Genomic DNA, 15,451 nt, shown 5'->3' with positions numbered 1-15,451 from the left:
ATTCACATATAGGAAATACATCTTGTAGATAAGGAGAAAGATAATCCTTTATTTTAATAATTAAAGTGGAGAAAAGTAGGAATTAGAGCTTTTGTAATAAACGCTCGCTACTATTCATATCATTTTTGCATAATGGACATTTTGGTTCTTCTTCTAATGAAAAATTTTTACGCATCCATCCAAGGCAGTCTTCTGCCGTGCATTCCCATACAGCTATTGCTTCGGGATCTTCTACAGGCTTATCATTTTTTCTCCAATACATGTGATCGCTCCTCTAAAGTGAAAAGTTTTTTTAAAAAATAAAAAGGCTGTTAACGTTTTTTGTTAACAACCTTTTACTTATTAATTATACTGCATTTTTCGCAAAAATACGAAGTTTAGTAATTATTAAAGTATAATAAAGTGTTGATTATACAACCGCAGGATTATAAATCATCGTAAAGTGTCCTGGTAATAATTCAATGTGACAAGGTGTATGAAGCGAGCTTTCTCCATCTGTATCTACTTCTTTTTCTTCTTTCGTTTCAATATGAATGGATTTCGCTTTTACGTGGAAGATGTCATTTTCATTTGAGTCTTCAAATAGTTTCTTTCCGATGTAATCTTTAAATGCTTGAATACCTGTTGATTTGACTACGAAAATATCAAGTGTTCCATCATCACATTTTACGTTCGGAATAAAGGATGGAATACCACCAAGATATTCACCATTTCCAACCATGACAAGGACAGCTTCGTCTTCATATACTTGTCCGTCATAAGTAATTTTTACCGGGAATGTTTCAGCATTTTTTACAGTTCGAATTGTGCTTAAATAGTAACCGATTTTACCAAGCTTTGCTTTTTCTTCTGCATCGATATTGTTTGATACTTCAGATACGAGTCCAATGCCCCAGAAGTTTAAGAAATGTTGTTCATTTGCTTTTGCAACGTCAACTGGTTTTACGTGTTCCTTTGTGATAAGTTTTGCTGCTTCTGCAATGTTTTGCGGAACACCAAGTGTGCGAGAGAAGTCATTGCAAGTTCCACCTGGAATGATTGCAAGTGTAGGTCTAGTTTCGAGAGGTGCTAAGCCATTTGTGCATTCAAATACTGTTCCATCACCACCAAAGACGATAATTAAATCTACTTTACTAGCAAACTCTTGGCAATATTTTGTTGCATCACCTTGTTTTTTCGTATGAAGGATATGTAGATCAGGAAAAGCTGCGGCAAGAGGTGGTACGATTTTTGTTAAATTTGTATGTAAGTCACCTTGACCAGCTTTCGGATTTACGATGAGGAGTACTTTTTCAAATTTTGTCTTTGTCATATTTCATCTCTCCCTGTAGTTTGTAATGGAAAGAAAGGAGCTGTTCCCATGTATTTTAGAACAGCTTCTCCCTATTAATTGGATGCTAACATTGTCAGTTATTGTCGGTAAGTCGATATATTTAAAAAATCGCCGATATACATTTTATGTACTATCAATTTTTTAAGTTATACGATTACTCCGTTACAACTGAAGCGATAAATGGTAAGTTACGATATTTCTCAGCACAGTCGATACCGTAGCCAACGATAAATTCGTCTGGAATTTGGAAGCCAACATATTCAGCTTTTAAGTCCACTTTACGGCGTTCTGGTTTATCAAGTAGCGTACAGAACTTAAGTGCCTTTGGTTTATGCATAAAGAAGTGGTCTTTTAGAAAATGAAGTGTTAAACCAGAATCGATAATATCTTCTACAACAATTACGTTTTTCCCAGTAATGTTTACGTCGATATCTTTTAGTAGTTTCACTTTTCCTGTTGTTTCTGTTTGATTTCCGTAGCTAGATGCAGAAATAAAGTCAATTGTTACATCATTTTTGATGTGACGAATTAAATCAGCAGCAAATACGAATGAACCTTTTAATACTGCGATAACTACGATTTCTTCTCCTTCAAAATCACGTTCGATTTGAAGTGCTAATTCTTTAACTTTTGCTTGTAATTGTTCTTCAGAAATTAAAGTGTCTTTTATTTTAATATTCATTGTAATCCTCCTACAGTGTAAAACTTGCGAACATTTCGACTGTAAAGGATAGAATAGAAAAAGTCAAAGGAGATAGTAATTTTTTACAAAGATAACGCCAAAATCATCTGATGATATGATATACTAAGTGTATTAAGAAAACGCTTCCATAAAGGGTGAATATGATGAAGAAGAAACAGTACACAAGTGTAACATTTATAAAAGCATTACTTTTAACAATTGTTCTTGGCCTGTTGGCTTACGTAATTGATGTACCTGCGATTCGTATTTCATTAATTGGAATGACTTTAGTGTTAGGAGCAATTTCGCACGGTATGATGTCGCAGCTAAAAGAAGCTGGACTTGATGATATGAGAGATCATATAGATAAAAAGTAAGAAACCTTCATTATATAGAGTGAAGGTTTTTTTGTTTCTTACAAAAATGTAAGGTAGTTGTAAGGCAAATCGATAGTTGCATAATAGCATTTTGGATAAACTATGGGTGTAAGGTAAAAGGCAAGCATATTTTAGGTAAATTAAGTTTTAGGCACTCTATATGTGAAAAAGGAGTAGGAGGGCATGGAGAAACGTTGGACGACCTTTTCTTTTCTAGCGACTAGTAACACCGTAATGCTAGATGGAAAAATGGATTTTTTGCACTTGTTTGATCGTGAAGATGATCATTCTTCTTCTAAATTTACAATGAAATGGAATAAATGGAGCGATAGTTGTAGGTTTGAAGAAGAGACCCCTAACGAAGAGCAAAAGATTATTTTAACAAACCCTATTAAAGCGTGGGTTGTTCAACGTCGTAAGTGTAACGTCAAAAATCACTTCAAGAAAACTGAGCCGAGACAATTAGTTATCGCTCCGGCCCGTTCTACTTCCAAATCACGCGAAAGTAACATGTAAATAATTGAGACACACACCCGAAAAAACATCGTACATATTGCGATGTTTTTTTCTTTTTCTACAATGAAATCTTTAAATGAAATATATTTCATCTGCATCTTATATTTATATCTCTTGCTTATTCTAGTAATACATCCGATGCGAGTTGATGTGAATAAAATATAAGGAGAGAATGAAAATGAAAAAGAGACTATTACCAATTTGTGCAATGGCACTTTTAGCAGTAGGATATTCTTCAGTAGCGAGTGCAGATACTGGAACAGTAACAAAGGAAGAAGCACAAGTGCAACAAGATAAAGCTAAAAAAGAAGAAGCTATTAAGGAACAGCAAAAAAGTGAAGTAGAGAAAAAGCAAGCGGCACAAGTACAAGAAAAAAATGATATGGCTAAAAAAGAAGAAGCAATAAAAGCTGAGAAAAAAAGTGAAGAAGAGAAAAAGAGAATAGCGCAAGAACAGTTAAAAAACGATATGGCCAAAAAAGAAGCAGCGATAAAAGCCGAGCAAAAGAATGAAGTAGCTAAAAAAGAAGTAGCAAAGCCAGTTGTACAAGGTGAAAAATTACCAAATACAGCATCAAATAATGTAGCAATGATGGGATTAAGTGCATGTCTTGTAGCGGTAGGTACATTATTTGGTTTGAATCGTCGCAATAAGATTAAAGCGTAAATAAAATATTTTCCTATAAAGAATAGGATAATTTCATATATTAAAAATGGTAGGTTACTCCTACCATTTTTGGCATGGAGGAATGAAGAATGAAGTTACTCAATTATATCGGTATCATATTGATGGCTATAGGGCTATTCATGGGATCCTATTATGCTGTGGAATGGTATAAAGGAAGAAGCTCTGCCGGGCAATTAACTGCAGAAGAAATAAAGAGTCTTAAAAATATACAATATACTCAACTTTCTCGTGAAACACCTGTAACTTCTCAAGTGCCTTCTTCTCAAACAGAACATAAAGAAGGAGAAAAGGTAGCGATGTTAAACATACCAAAAATAAAGAAAAAGTTTTCTATATATTGGGGAGCGGATGATACGACTTTGAAAAAAGGAGTGGGTATGTTCGTTAGTAATTTAACGACAACACCATCTGGAGGGGGACATACTGTACTGAGTGGACATCGAGATACTGTATTTACAGATTTAGGGGAGTTGAAAGAAAAGGATACCCTTGTTTTAGAGTATGATAATAAAACGTACACATATGAAATTCAAAAGACATGGATTACTCATGCGGATGATCGTACTGTTATTATAAAAAAAGAAGAACCGATATTAACACTGACAACTTGTTACCCATTTGATTATATAGGGGATGCACCAGATAGATATATTATCGAGGCGAAGTTAACTGGCAGTTATTCAAAATGAAATTATAGTTTTTGAAAGCAGGAGGGGGATATATCAGTTATGTCAAAAAACATTTTAATTGTTGAAGATGAAGACATATTACGTGAAATATTAAAAGATTATTTTTTAAGTGAACAATATGTAGTGTTTGAAGCGAGGGACGGGAAAGAGGCTTTAGTTGTATTTGAAGAAGAAGAGGTTGATTTAGTTATTTTAGATATTATGTTGCCAGAACTCGATGGATGGTCTGTTTGCCGAAGAATTAGGAAGACGTCTGAGGTGCCTATTATTATGCTGACGGCGCGCGTAGATGAAGACGATACGTTACTTGGTTTTGAACTTGGGGCAAATGACTATGTGACGAAGCCGTATAGTCCGCCAATTTTATTAGCAAGAGCGAAAAGGTTGTTAGAAAGCAGAAAAGTGACAAAGCAACTTTTAGAGAATGAAGATGATACATTATCAATCCACGATATTCACGTTCATTTTCCGTCGCGCACTGTTACGGTAAATCGAACTGATATTAATTTAACACATACAGAATTTGAAATATTAGCGTATTTCATGAAAAATCAAGGAATCGTTTTAACGCGAGAACAACTCATTTCAAGAATTTGGGGATATGAATTTGCTGGCGATGATCGAACGGTTAATAGTCATATTCGTAATTTAAGAAATAAATTAGGAGAGAAAGCAAAGTACATTACAACTGTAGTACGAACTGGTTATAAATTTGAGGGGAATATATGAGAAAAGGAATTGTACTAAAATTATTTACTCTTACAACAGCATTATGTATGTTGATTTTAGCGACGATATTTATTGGACAAACGATATTTTTTAAACAATATTATGCGAATCGAAAAGTGGAAGATATTAAAGTAAATTTAAATTCCTTTGAGAAGAATTATTTAAACTACACAGGAAACGTAGAAGGAATTCAGAAACTTGAGCAAGACTTTTTAAGAGAAAATAATACGTGGATTACGACATTAGATAAGAACGGGAATTTAAAACATGCAGATGATTTTTATTTTGAAGTAACGATAGATCGTAGGCAACAAAAGAGCTTTGGACAACAAATATTCAAAATTCCTTTATACAATCTCGTCAATATAGAAGAGATTGATAATAAATCATCAGATCAGTTTCTAGGCCAAGGAATTTATTTTTCTGGAGTGAAAAAAGGAGATAGTTTTATTCCATTCTCTTTCTCGTTATCTAAGCAGAATTTAAGTGGATCTAATAAACCGTTAGAAAAAGCATTTAAGGAGAAAATGAGTAAATTAGATGAGGAGAAAAAGAAAGCAGCTGAGGAACAAGTAAGTAAGGAAAAGAAGCCGGCTGTTCAGGAGCAAGCTGCCCAAGAACCAGATGCTTACATAGGTGGGTTTGTTACAAAAGTACAGTTTCCAGATGTAAAAGGTCCTGTGAATCCAATTTATAAAAATACTTTATTTTTGGATAGTATAAAAGAATTTCAAACGGATGTATTACTAAAAGAGAGTAATCAAATAGAGTATTCAACAAAGACAATGGACTATGAAAAGAATGATATAAAATATAAATTATTAATGAAACCAATAAAAGAAAAAGATGGATCAGTAACATATATTTATGCGATGGCTTCTTTACAGCCCGTAGATGAAGCTGTACAAATGGTGCAAGATTATTACATCTATATCATTGCATTTGTAGTCGTTCTTATTTTTTTAGCTTCGTTTTATTATTCAAAACAAATTGCAAAACCATTATTAAAAATAAATGATACGACGAAGAAAATAGCACAATTAGATTTTACAGAAAAAATACCCATTACTTCAAAAGATGAAATTGGAGATTTATCGAAAAATATTAATGTGCTATCAAATAAACTCCATTCGCATATTGGGCAGTTAGAAGAAGATATTGAAAAGGAAAGAAAGTTAGAAAAGACGCGAAAAGAATTCATTTCTGGTGTTTCACATGAATTAAAAACACCGCTAAGTATTATGAAAAGCTGTATTTCTATTTTAAAAGACGGGGTAGCTGAGCATAAAAAGGATTATTATTTTCAGGCGATGGAGAGAGAAGTAGACAAAATGGATACGTTAATTTTGGATATGCTTGAGTTAGCTAAATTTGAATCTGGTACATATAAAATGAAAAAGGATTCGTTTTATATTGATACAGTAATTGAAGACATATGTGAACATCTATCTGTGGAAATAGAGAAAAAAGAGCTTCGTGTTCATAAAAATATATGTTCATTTGAAGTGATTGCAAATCAAGGCCGGATTGAACAAGTCATCGTGAATTTCATTACGAATGCCATACGTTATACACCAAATAAAGAAGATATTATTATTTCTACAATAGATGAGAAGGATCGTATAAAAGTGTGCATTGAAAATAAAGGTACTCACATTGAAGAAGAACAATTAGATAAAATTTGGGATCGTTTTTATCGAGTGGATACAGCTCGTCAGCGTTCACAAGGTGGGACGGGGCTTGGGCTTGCCATTTCAAAGAATATTTTAGAACTACATGATACTGAATATGGGGCAGGAAATACAGAAGATGGTGTGTTATTTTATTTCTATTTACCGAAAAAAGCGTAGAAAATATGATCTACGTTTTTTTAAATTATTTTCATATTATCTTTACCTAATCTTTATTTTTAATCAGTATAATTTGTTTAGAATATGAGGTTATGTAAGGAGTCGATGAACCGTGCATAGCAATTGGCTAAGTATAATGGTATTTATTTTCTTTTGCGCATTTATTGTATTTTTAATTGATATTACGATATGAAAAAAGAGCGCTCATTAAGCGCCCTTTTTTTGTGTATTCATTTGATAAGCACTGATGCTTTTGAATAAGCGTGGTGAAGTGAGGAATAAAAATATAAGTAAAACTGTACATAAAATAAAAGAACCAAGCATTGTACTTCCATTTACGATTAATGAATATAGTACAGCTGATTGACCTTTCGGTGCATATTGTCCCCAGAAAATAATACCGGCAATAAAGTGACAGAAGTAGCGAGCAAAGCTACCGACAAATGTAGCAAGGATAATATAAACAAGGATTTTCTTACCATGGTTTTGTTTTGCTGAAGGTCTTTCTTTACGACTACCTAAACTTGATTGCTCTTCACTATTTTCATTGGAAGTTAAAAGTGCTTTTTGAATTGGGCGATGGAATAATCCAGCAAATCCAATAAAAGCAAAGGCAATGAAGTATTCAATGAATGCTTGCACCGGTGTTAAAATGTAAGCATCTCCTACAACAATTTGTAAAAGACCCCAAATTAAGCCTCCTAAGAAAGCCGTTTTAAAACCCCAGCGGTAAGCGATAATAAAAATAGGAATCATAGCGAATGAGATAGAACCGCCTGTTGGAAGTTTAAGTGATAATGGTAAAATATCGATAATCATGGCGAAGGCTGCAAGAATAGCAGATTCGATCATCGCTTGTAAATTGGTGTTACGCATGTTGTCTCCCCCTAAATCCAAGTTGTACAAAAAAGAATAGATATCATAGGAGGATACGAAATACGTAAATAAAAATGAGGTATGTATTTCGGACGTTTGCACAATCCCTGCGTTAGCATTAACTAACAGGTTCGAAGGGTCGGAACGAAGTGTTCCCTCTCAGCGGCATGGCTCCCCCAGTGATAACGAGATTCTTTATTTGCTATTGTTTATTGTAAGCGAAATGGATGAGAATGGCAAACAAATGCTGTATGACAATAATTGAAATAGAATTGTAGCGAAATGTTAATAAATATGAAGCAAAAGGGTATAGTACAAGAGAAATTGGGTGTGGTATAATTTTTTTGAAAATAATTATCATTCTCTTCTGAGGGGGAAGGTTATGAGCTTAGTAGATATTAAAATTGGAGAGAAAGTGTTAGTAAAAAGTATTCAGTCTTTAGATCAGCTATTAAAGCGTAGACTAGCTGCTTTCGGTCTTGCGGAAGGAAGCGAACTTCGCTTGAAACAGAAAGCGATGTTCAAAGGTCCTTGTACATTGGAGTGTCGTGGACAGTTAATTAGTATTCGTCATTGTGACGCGAAAATGATAAAGGTGGAATTAGCGTGAATAAGGTAGCTTTGCTAGGGAATCCGAATACAGGGAAGACATCATTATTTAATGCACTTACTGGTTCTTATGAATACGTAGGAAACTGGAGCGGTGTAACAGTAGAAAAAAAGGTTGGTAAATTAAAAGATAGACAAGGAACATTAATTGATTTACCAGGTGTGTATGATTTAAATCCAGTTTCACGTGATGAAGGTGTTGTAACAAACTTTCTATTAACAGAAGAATTTAATCATATGTTAAATATCGTAGATTCCTCGCAGTTTGAGAGAAATATGCATTTAACGTTGCAATTACTTGAATTTGGTAAGCCGGTCTCAATTGGTTTAAATATGGTTGATGTGGCGAAGCAAAGAGGAATTGTCATTGATGTAAAACGATTATCAGAACTATTAGGTGTAACAGTCGTTCCTGTCGTTGCAAGAAGTGGAAAAGGTTGTGAAGAACTACTTGCGACTCTTAAAGAAAATGACAAAAAGGAGAAAAAGCCATTCCTTATTTCATATGGTGTACAAATGGATGAAGGAATTGGAGAAGTAATTGCTCTTTTAGAGACAGCGAATTATGAGCATCCGAGATGGTTAGCACTTCAATTTTTAAGCAATAACGAAGTAGTAGAAAAAGAAATGAAAGCATTACCAATTTATAAGGAACTCATAGCCATTCGATCTCGCTTAGAAGGAAAACTTGATTGTACGTTAGAAGAGCACATTTACAAAACTCGTGAAGCGTATATTGAAAAGTTAAAAACAAATGTTATGAAGCATGAGAAAGAAGGAAAAATTCCTTTTTCAGAAAAAATTGATAGATTAATTACACATAAAATTTTAGGACTTCCAATCTTTTTAGCAGTTATGTTTTTTATTTTTCAGGTTACGTTTACGTGGATTGGTACACCTTTATCGGATATGTTAGATGAGTTTTTTGGTGGTCAGCTTACGGATTGGGTGACGGCTGGACTTACAAGTATTGGAGCTTCTGATTTTATTCAAGCACTCGTTACAGAAGGTATTATTGCCGGTGTTGGTGCTGTATTAGTATTCGTACCACAAATCTTTGCACTATTCTTTTTCATTTCATTATTAGAAGACTCAGGATATATGGCGCGAATTGCAGTTGTTATGGATAGAATTATGGAGTTCTTTGGCTTAAACGGTAAAGCTTTTATTCCGATGATTATTGGTTTTGGATGTAACGTTCCAGGTATTATGGCAGCGAGAACGATTGAACAGGAGAAAGAGCGCTTACTTACAATTTTAGTAACACCGTTTATGTCTTGTTCAGCACGATTACCTGTATATGCATTATTTGCGGGCGTATTTTTCCCGAATAGTCAGGCGACTGTTGTATTTTCTTTATATGTTGCAGGGATTGTTCTTGCGTTATTAGTTACAAAAATTATGTCTCTTACGATTTTGAAAGCAGAAAAATCTATTTTCGTAATTGAATTACCGCCTTATCGTGTGCCACAAGCGAAAACGTTATGGCTGAGCACGTGGGAGAAAGGAAAGGGATTTGTTCGTAAAGCTGGTACATTCATCTTTGGTGGTTCGGTTGTTATTTGGTTATTAAACTATGCAGGTCCATCAGGATTTGGCGTTGATATGGGAGATAGCTACTTAGCGATGATTGGTGGATTTATCGCACCATTATTTGCACCGCTCGGCTTCGGAACGTGGCAAGCTGCGGCATCCCTTTTAACAGGATTTTTAGCGAAAGAAGTTGTCGTTTCTACAATGGCAATTATTTATGCGGTTAAAGAAGATGTGCTTGGAAATGTAATGGGAGCACATTATACAGCATTATCAGCTTATGCATTTATGTTCTTTATTTTATTATATGTTCCGTGTTTAGCGACCGTAGCTGTTATTAAACGTGAAACAGGATCAGCGAAATGGACGATTTTTTCAGTCGTTTATCCACTCGTAGTTGCTTATGTATTAACGCTCATTATATACCAAGTTGGATCCTTACTCGGATTCTAGAAGGAGATGTATTGTGATGATGGTCAATATTATAATTGGAGCTATCATTTTTGGTTATGCAGCATATACGTTAGTTAATTTTGTAAAGAGAAGTAAAAAAGGAAAATGCGCGGCATGTTCTTTAAATAAGTCATGTCAGTCGCAAACTTGTAGCCCGGATATGGAGCAAATTGCTCATAATAAATAGAAAAAAGCTTTGCGAATTTCGCAAAGCTTTTTTGTTTTACTTTTTACTTTTTAATTTTTACAAGTTGAGAAGCTTCTACGCCTTTGTAACCAGGGAATTCTTTACTCGGGTCTTTATCAAATTTTAATACACCTACAGATTTTTCATCACCTTTTACATTGCTGTAAGTTGCGTCATCAACAATCGCATACATATCTGTATATGCACGGCCACTTCCGATAATTGTGTTGCCTTCATATTTTAATTTCGCTCCATCAAGTGTAGCATTTTCTACTTTCTCTTTTGCGAATAATACACCTTGTTCTGTTGTTACAGCTGGTAATTTATCAAGTGGTTTCGTGTTGTCTTTTTCATCAACTTTGCTAAGTAACTCTTTTTTCACTAGTTCTTCACCAGTTTTCTTATCCATTACAAGAACTTTTTTACCATCTAATGTTGTCATTTTCATTTTATAGAAGTCTTTTTCTTTCACTTCTTTTTTGTTTTTATCTGTAATTTGTTGAACTTGTTCTTCTGAGCCGTACAGTACAAAACCGTTCGCTTTCTCTCCTAATAAAGAACAACCTGATAATGCTCCAAATGAAATTGCTGCTGCTAATCCGATTCCTACTAATTTTTTCATGATGATTTCTCCTTTTATATGTTTTATAGTAAATACAATTTTTGTATTAGTGCTTACATGTGAAGAAGCTTGTTTGTTGCTTCTGGTATTAGTGTATAAGAAATATCGGAATGCAACTATCGAGTTAGCTTACAGTAACATTACACTTATGTAATTTAGTGAAAGTGCGCAAAAGTAAGTTAATTTCAAAGAGGGATAATGAGAATATATTAGAAATACAATATTGTATATAGAATGTCATATTATAATGGATGTATTTTGGAAATAACATGTAAGGACATATTAGTTTTGTTATAATAAACACATAGGCTGTAAAATGAATATTCTTTACTGTAAAGGGAGATTTTTCAGTTTTCCAAGTAGTGAATTTGAAATATGAGGTATATCATAGGAGGAATTTAAATGTCTGTATTTAAACGATTAAGAGATTTAACAATGTCAAATGTGTATTCGTTAATTGAAAAAGCGGAAGATCCAGTTAAGATGACTGATCAATATTTACGTGATATGCAAGCGGATGTACAAGAAGCAGAGAAAAGTGTAGCGGCTCAAATCGCGCTTGAGAAGAAATTCAAAATATTATTTGAAGAGCAAGAAGCACTTGTGAAAAAACGTGAAGAGCAAGCTCATATGGCTGTTCAAGCTAATAACTTAGATCTTGCGCGTCGTGCTCTTGAAGAAAAACAAAACGCAGAGCAAAAGATGAATGAGTATAAAGCAAGCTATGAGCAAAACAAAGCTGCTGCTGATAATCTGCGCCTTAAGCTAGAAGAAATGCGCAAGCAATTAAATGAGCTGAAAAATAAACGTGAAACACTTGTAGCACGTGTAAATGCAGCGAAAGCACAGAAAAATATTAATCAGGCGATGTCTGGATTTGATTCAAATTCAGCAAAAGCTGGTTTAAGCCGTATGGAAGAGAAAGCTCTTCAATTAGAGGCTGAAGCGGAAGCAAGCGGTGAAGTTTATAAGAAAGAAAAGTCATTAGATGATGAATTCGCAAGCTTAAACAAAAATTCTGCTGTTGACGATGAATTAGCTCGTATTATGAAGCAGTATGAGAAATAATATAGAATAGAGACAAATGAACCGACATGTCTAAATATATTCATGTCGGTTTTCTATTATATTTTAGAGGAGGTTTTGCAATGACATGGATGAATGTAGTTGCCATGCTTGTATGGACTGGAGCGAGTGCAGTACTTTTATTTGCAATTATGTGGGTTGATTCAATTTTTACAAAATACAATGATTTAAAAGAAATCAAAAATGGGAATACAGCTGTAACAACTCGTTTTATTATGAAATTATTTGCACAGGGGTACATTTTATCCCAATCGATAACGAAAGCAAATGATTTATGGCAAGCGCTACTTGCATCAGCAGTTTCTTTCGTTATTTTATTAGTGGTAGAAATGTTTATCGAATTTGTGTTAAAGAAAATGTCTGGCTTAGATTTAGAAGAAGGTACGAAAGAAGGCAGCGTTGCACATGCGATGTTAGCTGGATCATTACATATTGTTGGTGCACTTATTTTAGGTGCTTGTTTATAAAGAGAAAAGGAGGGGTAGATCATGAGTTTATTTAAACGAATTAAAAATATAATGAAAAGCCCAGAGCCACCGAAGCCGGAAAAGAGTCTTTTAACGTTAGCTCCTGGTGATATGATTGAAGTTTCATTAGTCATGTACGAATTAATTGGGAAAACGAGTATGCATTCTCGTAAGGAAATTGTTTTAACACTGCAAGACGGGAAAGACATTCGTTATTTAAAAATTGAAGATCGTGAAAATACGTATTACAAATTATATACACCAATTGATGGTCGCTTAGATTCAATTGAGGAAATTCCGACGACAATTGAAATGGATGATACTGAGTATCATATGGAAGAACAATATAACGGACGTGTTATTGTGATGGGGAAAACACCATTCTCCGCTTCAGAGGAACAGTACGTATGGGAATTCCAATCAGATAACCGAAAATTATTGCGTATTGAATGGCAAAATGGTCGCACAATGATGTATGAGGGAGAAGCAATCATTCCTGCTGATGTACAAATTATAAGAGCAACGTAAGGGGGCGTAATCATGTCAAACCGATTGTTTACCATGATTAAATCGTTTGTGATCCCTATACTTGCTATCGTTATATTACTTGTTGTTGCTGGTTATGCCTTATCAGGTTGTCAAGGCGGGCAGACAAAGTCGATTCAAGACCGTTATCCGCTTGAGTCTGTCGCAAAGGAAGGTAAACAAGAATCTTACGTGTATAGGGCCGCCAATCGGTCAGTTCCTGAAGTCGCGAAGGAACTTATAGCCGAAAGGAAACCGAAACAAGCATCTAAAGAAGACGAAAATCAAATGTTTCTCGTTTATTCGGATAAAATGTATAACCTTCAAAAGGATAAAGAGAAACCAACCGATACGTTAATTGAAGTAAGTAATGAGGAATTTGTCCGTCAAAACTACCAACCGTCCTTCTTGCAAGGATATATTATGGGTAGCATATTAAACGATATATTCGGTTCACGAAAATCATCATACGGTGATTATCGAGGATATAACGACAGACAAAATCATAAACCAGTCATTCCAGAGAGACCACCTACGAAAGAAGAAAAGAAAACCCCACCTCCAATTACGAAGGAAGGGAAAGGGTCTATCATTAAGCGAGGCGATAATGTAGATTCGAAACCATCAGTAGGTGATAAGGGAAGTATTACTGAAAAAGGAAGTAATACGACGCCCCCACCTTCTACTGGAAGCAAGGGTAAAATTACAAAAACACCAGGCGGTTCAAGCGGATCAGATGTGAAGCCGAAATCATCTATTAAAACGCCGCCAAGAAATACATCTCCTCCAAAAACGAGGGTCGGTGGTTCAGGAAAGATTACGAAGAGAAGATAGTGTAGAGACCGAAAAGTGTAAATTGCTTTTTGGTCTTTTTGTGGAAATTAATTCCTTATAACTGGTACAATTGAAGTATAAGGAGGGGATAGTATGACTACGTATAAAAGATTTAGTGTAATTATGTTCCTTGTATTATTCCTCAGCTTGTTTATTAGCACGACAATGAAATTTCATTTTGTAGTAGGTATTCTATGGATATTGTGTACATGCACTTTATTGTTGTATATCCCGCTGCGTTTTCAACATGAAGTGACGGCTTTTCAAAAGTATGTAGCGTGGATTAAACGTGGGAGTCGGTGGGGCGAGTAAAAATATATCTACTTACTGAAAAAAACTGACAACGATAGCAACTTAATAATAAGAAGAGGGTGTGCCAAAATGTTAGCACACCCTCTTTTTTCATAATGATTAATGAATATCACGTTTCTTGAAATTACCGCCTTTTACTTCTGCTACGTCATAAACGGTAATAAAGGCATTAGGATCGATTTCATTAATAAGTTCTTTCATTTTACTTTCTTCTAAACGGTTAATTACGCAAGAAATTTCTTTGAATTTCTCTCTTGAATAACCACCGTATACTTCGTTATATGTTGCACTTCTGCCTAAACGATCGCGAATTGTTTCTACCATTAATTCAGGCTCTTTTGTGATAATTTTAAATGCTTTTGAACCACTTAAACCAACTTCAACGATATGAATCACTTTCGAAGCAATAAAGTAAGCAATTGCCGAAAGGATAGCTCCTTGAAGACCGAATACCGTTGATACGAAAATAAATACGAACATGTTTAAGAATAAAATAAGGTCACTCGTTCCAAATGGTAACTTACGAGAAAGCAATACAGCAAGCATATCGATTCCATCTAATGCCCCACCGTTACGTAATGCTAGTCCCATACCAAAACCGATAATAATACCACCAACAACTGTAACTAATAATGTATCGCCTTCAATAATAGCTGGTATTCCGTGCATGACAACGGTACCTATTGCTAATGAAGCAATCCCGATAATGGAATAAATCGCAAAGCTTTTACCGATTTGCTTATATCCTAACCAAACGAAAGGAATGTTAATAACTGCGATTAGAGCTCCTAATGGCAATCCAAATAATCTTGAACTAACGATACTTAAACCAGTCACACCACCATCTGATACGTTATTTGGAATTAATACTGCTTCTAATCCGTACGCTGTGATAAATGCCCCAATAATAATCATCAAAGCTTTCGAAGCAATTTTTAGCTTATTGGGCTTGTTTTTGATACTTTTCTCCATATAATTTCCTCGTTTCAAACTAGTTTCTTGTTTGTTACATAATTTACACCTAAATTTTATTTTAACATTTAATTTGAAAAATTTCTCCTTTAATGGATGTATGCAGGGAAT

General features: G+C 34.5%; 20 protein-coding genes and 1 riboswitch. Of the genes, 14 read left to right on the top strand and 6 right to left on the bottom strand.

What is annotated here, in order from left to right:
* Positions 1-82 precede the first annotated feature (82 nt).
* The 3 genes from QCI81_RS11020 to hpt all read right to left on the bottom strand — a co-directional run bounded on the left by QCI81_RS11020 (position 83) and on the right by hpt (position 2,015).
* Positions 83-262, bottom strand: coding sequence for a cold-inducible protein YdjO-related protein (locus QCI81_RS11020; protein WP_000289925.1), 180 nt, complete (start codon positions 260-262; stop codon positions 83-85).
* Positions 263-409: 147 nt separating this feature from the next.
* Positions 410-1,312, bottom strand: coding sequence for a diacylglycerol/lipid kinase family protein (locus tag QCI81_RS11015; RefSeq protein ID WP_000167902.1), 903 nt, complete (start codon positions 1,310-1,312; stop codon positions 410-412).
* A gap of 175 nt (positions 1,313-1,487) precedes the next feature.
* Complete coding sequence (hpt, locus tag QCI81_RS11010; protein ID WP_065485468.1) at positions 1,488-2,015, bottom strand: hypoxanthine phosphoribosyltransferase; 528 nt, start codon at positions 2,013-2,015, stop codon at positions 1,488-1,490.
* A 161-nt stretch (positions 2,016-2,176) separates the two neighbouring features.
* On the opposite strand from hpt, the gene QCI81_RS11005 reads away from it, so the two are divergent.
* The 6 genes from QCI81_RS11005 (at position 2,177) to QCI81_RS10980 (ending at position 6,864) form a co-directional block, all read left to right on the top strand.
* Complete coding sequence (locus QCI81_RS11005; RefSeq protein ID WP_002001286.1) at positions 2,177-2,392, top strand: hypothetical protein; 216 nt, start codon at positions 2,177-2,179, stop codon at positions 2,390-2,392.
* Between the two features lie 183 nt (positions 2,393-2,575).
* Positions 2,576-2,908 carry a hypothetical protein gene (locus QCI81_RS11000; protein ID WP_071731798.1) on the top strand — a complete coding sequence of 111 codons (333 nt, stop codon included), beginning with the start codon at positions 2,576-2,578 and terminating at the stop codon, positions 2,906-2,908.
* Positions 2,909-3,086: 178 nt separating this feature from the next.
* Positions 3,087-3,575, top strand: coding sequence for an LPXTG cell wall anchor domain-containing protein (locus QCI81_RS10995; RefSeq protein ID WP_000746704.1), 489 nt, complete (start codon positions 3,087-3,089; stop codon positions 3,573-3,575).
* A gap of 89 nt (positions 3,576-3,664) precedes the next feature.
* Positions 3,665-4,285 carry a class D sortase gene (locus QCI81_RS10990; RefSeq protein WP_000771598.1) on the top strand — a complete coding sequence of 207 codons (621 nt, stop codon included), beginning with the start codon at positions 3,665-3,667 and terminating at the stop codon, positions 4,283-4,285.
* A 39-nt stretch (positions 4,286-4,324) separates the two neighbouring features.
* Complete coding sequence (locus QCI81_RS10985; protein WP_000041862.1) at positions 4,325-5,014, top strand: response regulator transcription factor; 690 nt, start codon at positions 4,325-4,327, stop codon at positions 5,012-5,014.
* The gene (locus QCI81_RS10980) at positions 5,011-6,864 is read left to right on the top strand and encodes a sensor histidine kinase (protein ID WP_065485466.1); all 1,854 of its coding nucleotides are present in this window, start codon (positions 5,011-5,013) and stop codon (positions 6,862-6,864) included. The genes QCI81_RS10985 and QCI81_RS10980 overlap by 4 nt, the downstream gene beginning before the upstream one ends.
* Positions 6,865-7,071: 207 nt before the next feature.
* Here QCI81_RS10980 and thiT read toward each other — a convergent pair whose 3' ends face one another.
* Positions 7,072-7,740 carry an energy-coupled thiamine transporter ThiT gene (thiT, locus tag QCI81_RS10975; protein WP_065485465.1) on the bottom strand — a complete coding sequence of 223 codons (669 nt, stop codon included), beginning with the start codon at positions 7,738-7,740 and terminating at the stop codon, positions 7,072-7,074.
* Positions 7,741-7,826: 86 nt separating this feature from the next.
* A riboswitch (TPP riboswitch) is annotated at positions 7,827-7,928 on the bottom strand.
* Between the two features lie 194 nt (positions 7,929-8,122).
* Here thiT and QCI81_RS10970 point away from each other — a divergent pair.
* The 3 genes from QCI81_RS10970 to QCI81_RS10960 are packed head-to-tail and all read left to right on the top strand — an operon-like array spanning position 8,123 to position 10,522.
* Complete coding sequence (locus tag QCI81_RS10970; protein WP_000060512.1) at positions 8,123-8,350, top strand: FeoA family protein; 228 nt, start codon at positions 8,123-8,125, stop codon at positions 8,348-8,350.
* Complete coding sequence (feoB, locus tag QCI81_RS10965; protein ID WP_053563489.1) at positions 8,347-10,335, top strand: ferrous iron transport protein B; 1,989 nt, start codon at positions 8,347-8,349, stop codon at positions 10,333-10,335. Before QCI81_RS10970 ends, feoB begins: the two co-directional genes overlap by 4 nt.
* Positions 10,336-10,351: 16 nt before the next feature.
* Complete coding sequence (locus QCI81_RS10960; protein ID WP_000989598.1) at positions 10,352-10,522, top strand: FeoB-associated Cys-rich membrane protein; 171 nt, start codon at positions 10,352-10,354, stop codon at positions 10,520-10,522.
* A 43-nt stretch (positions 10,523-10,565) separates the two neighbouring features.
* Here QCI81_RS10960 and QCI81_RS10955 read toward each other — a convergent pair whose 3' ends face one another.
* Positions 10,566-11,144 carry a lipoprotein BA_5634 family protein gene (locus QCI81_RS10955; RefSeq protein WP_048565089.1) on the bottom strand — a complete coding sequence of 193 codons (579 nt, stop codon included), beginning with the start codon at positions 11,142-11,144 and terminating at the stop codon, positions 10,566-10,568.
* A gap of 402 nt (positions 11,145-11,546) precedes the next feature.
* Here QCI81_RS10955 and QCI81_RS10950 point away from each other — a divergent pair, with 402 nt between their 5' ends.
* The 5 genes from QCI81_RS10950 to QCI81_RS10930 all read left to right on the top strand — a co-directional run bounded on the left by QCI81_RS10950 (position 11,547) and on the right by QCI81_RS10930 (position 14,368).
* Positions 11,547-12,212, top strand: a complete 666-nt coding sequence (locus QCI81_RS10950; RefSeq protein ID WP_000110280.1) for a PspA/IM30 family protein — start codon at positions 11,547-11,549, stop codon at positions 12,210-12,212.
* 80 nt (positions 12,213-12,292) lie between these two features.
* Positions 12,293-12,697 (top strand): DUF350 domain-containing protein, encoded by a 405-nt coding sequence (locus tag QCI81_RS10945; RefSeq protein ID WP_000220087.1) that lies wholly within the window; start codon positions 12,293-12,295, stop codon positions 12,695-12,697.
* 21 nt (positions 12,698-12,718) lie between these two features.
* Positions 12,719-13,225 (top strand): DUF4178 domain-containing protein, encoded by a 507-nt coding sequence (locus QCI81_RS10940; protein WP_353810731.1) that lies wholly within the window; start codon positions 12,719-12,721, stop codon positions 13,223-13,225.
* 12 nt (positions 13,226-13,237) lie between these two features.
* Positions 13,238-14,056, top strand: coding sequence for a DUF4247 domain-containing protein (locus tag QCI81_RS10935; protein ID WP_065485463.1), 819 nt, complete (start codon positions 13,238-13,240; stop codon positions 14,054-14,056).
* A 93-nt stretch (positions 14,057-14,149) separates the two neighbouring features.
* Positions 14,150-14,368, top strand: a complete 219-nt coding sequence (locus tag QCI81_RS10930) for a hypothetical protein (protein WP_016123492.1) — start codon at positions 14,150-14,152, stop codon at positions 14,366-14,368.
* A 99-nt stretch (positions 14,369-14,467) separates the two neighbouring features.
* On the opposite strand, the gene QCI81_RS10925 is transcribed toward QCI81_RS10930, so the two are convergent.
* Complete coding sequence (locus QCI81_RS10925) at positions 14,468-15,340, bottom strand: YitT family protein (RefSeq protein ID WP_023523234.1); 873 nt, start codon at positions 15,338-15,340, stop codon at positions 14,468-14,470.
* Between the last annotated feature and the right edge of the window lie 111 nt (positions 15,341-15,451).

It is taken from the genome of Bacillus cereus group sp. MG20 (genome assembly GCF_040459885.1).
Classification (GTDB): Bacteria; Bacillota; Bacilli; order Bacillales; family Bacillaceae_G; genus Bacillus_A; species Bacillus_A cereus.
The sequence above is the reverse complement of the archived record's forward strand: the minus strand, read 5'-3'. Positions and strand labels throughout refer to the sequence as shown.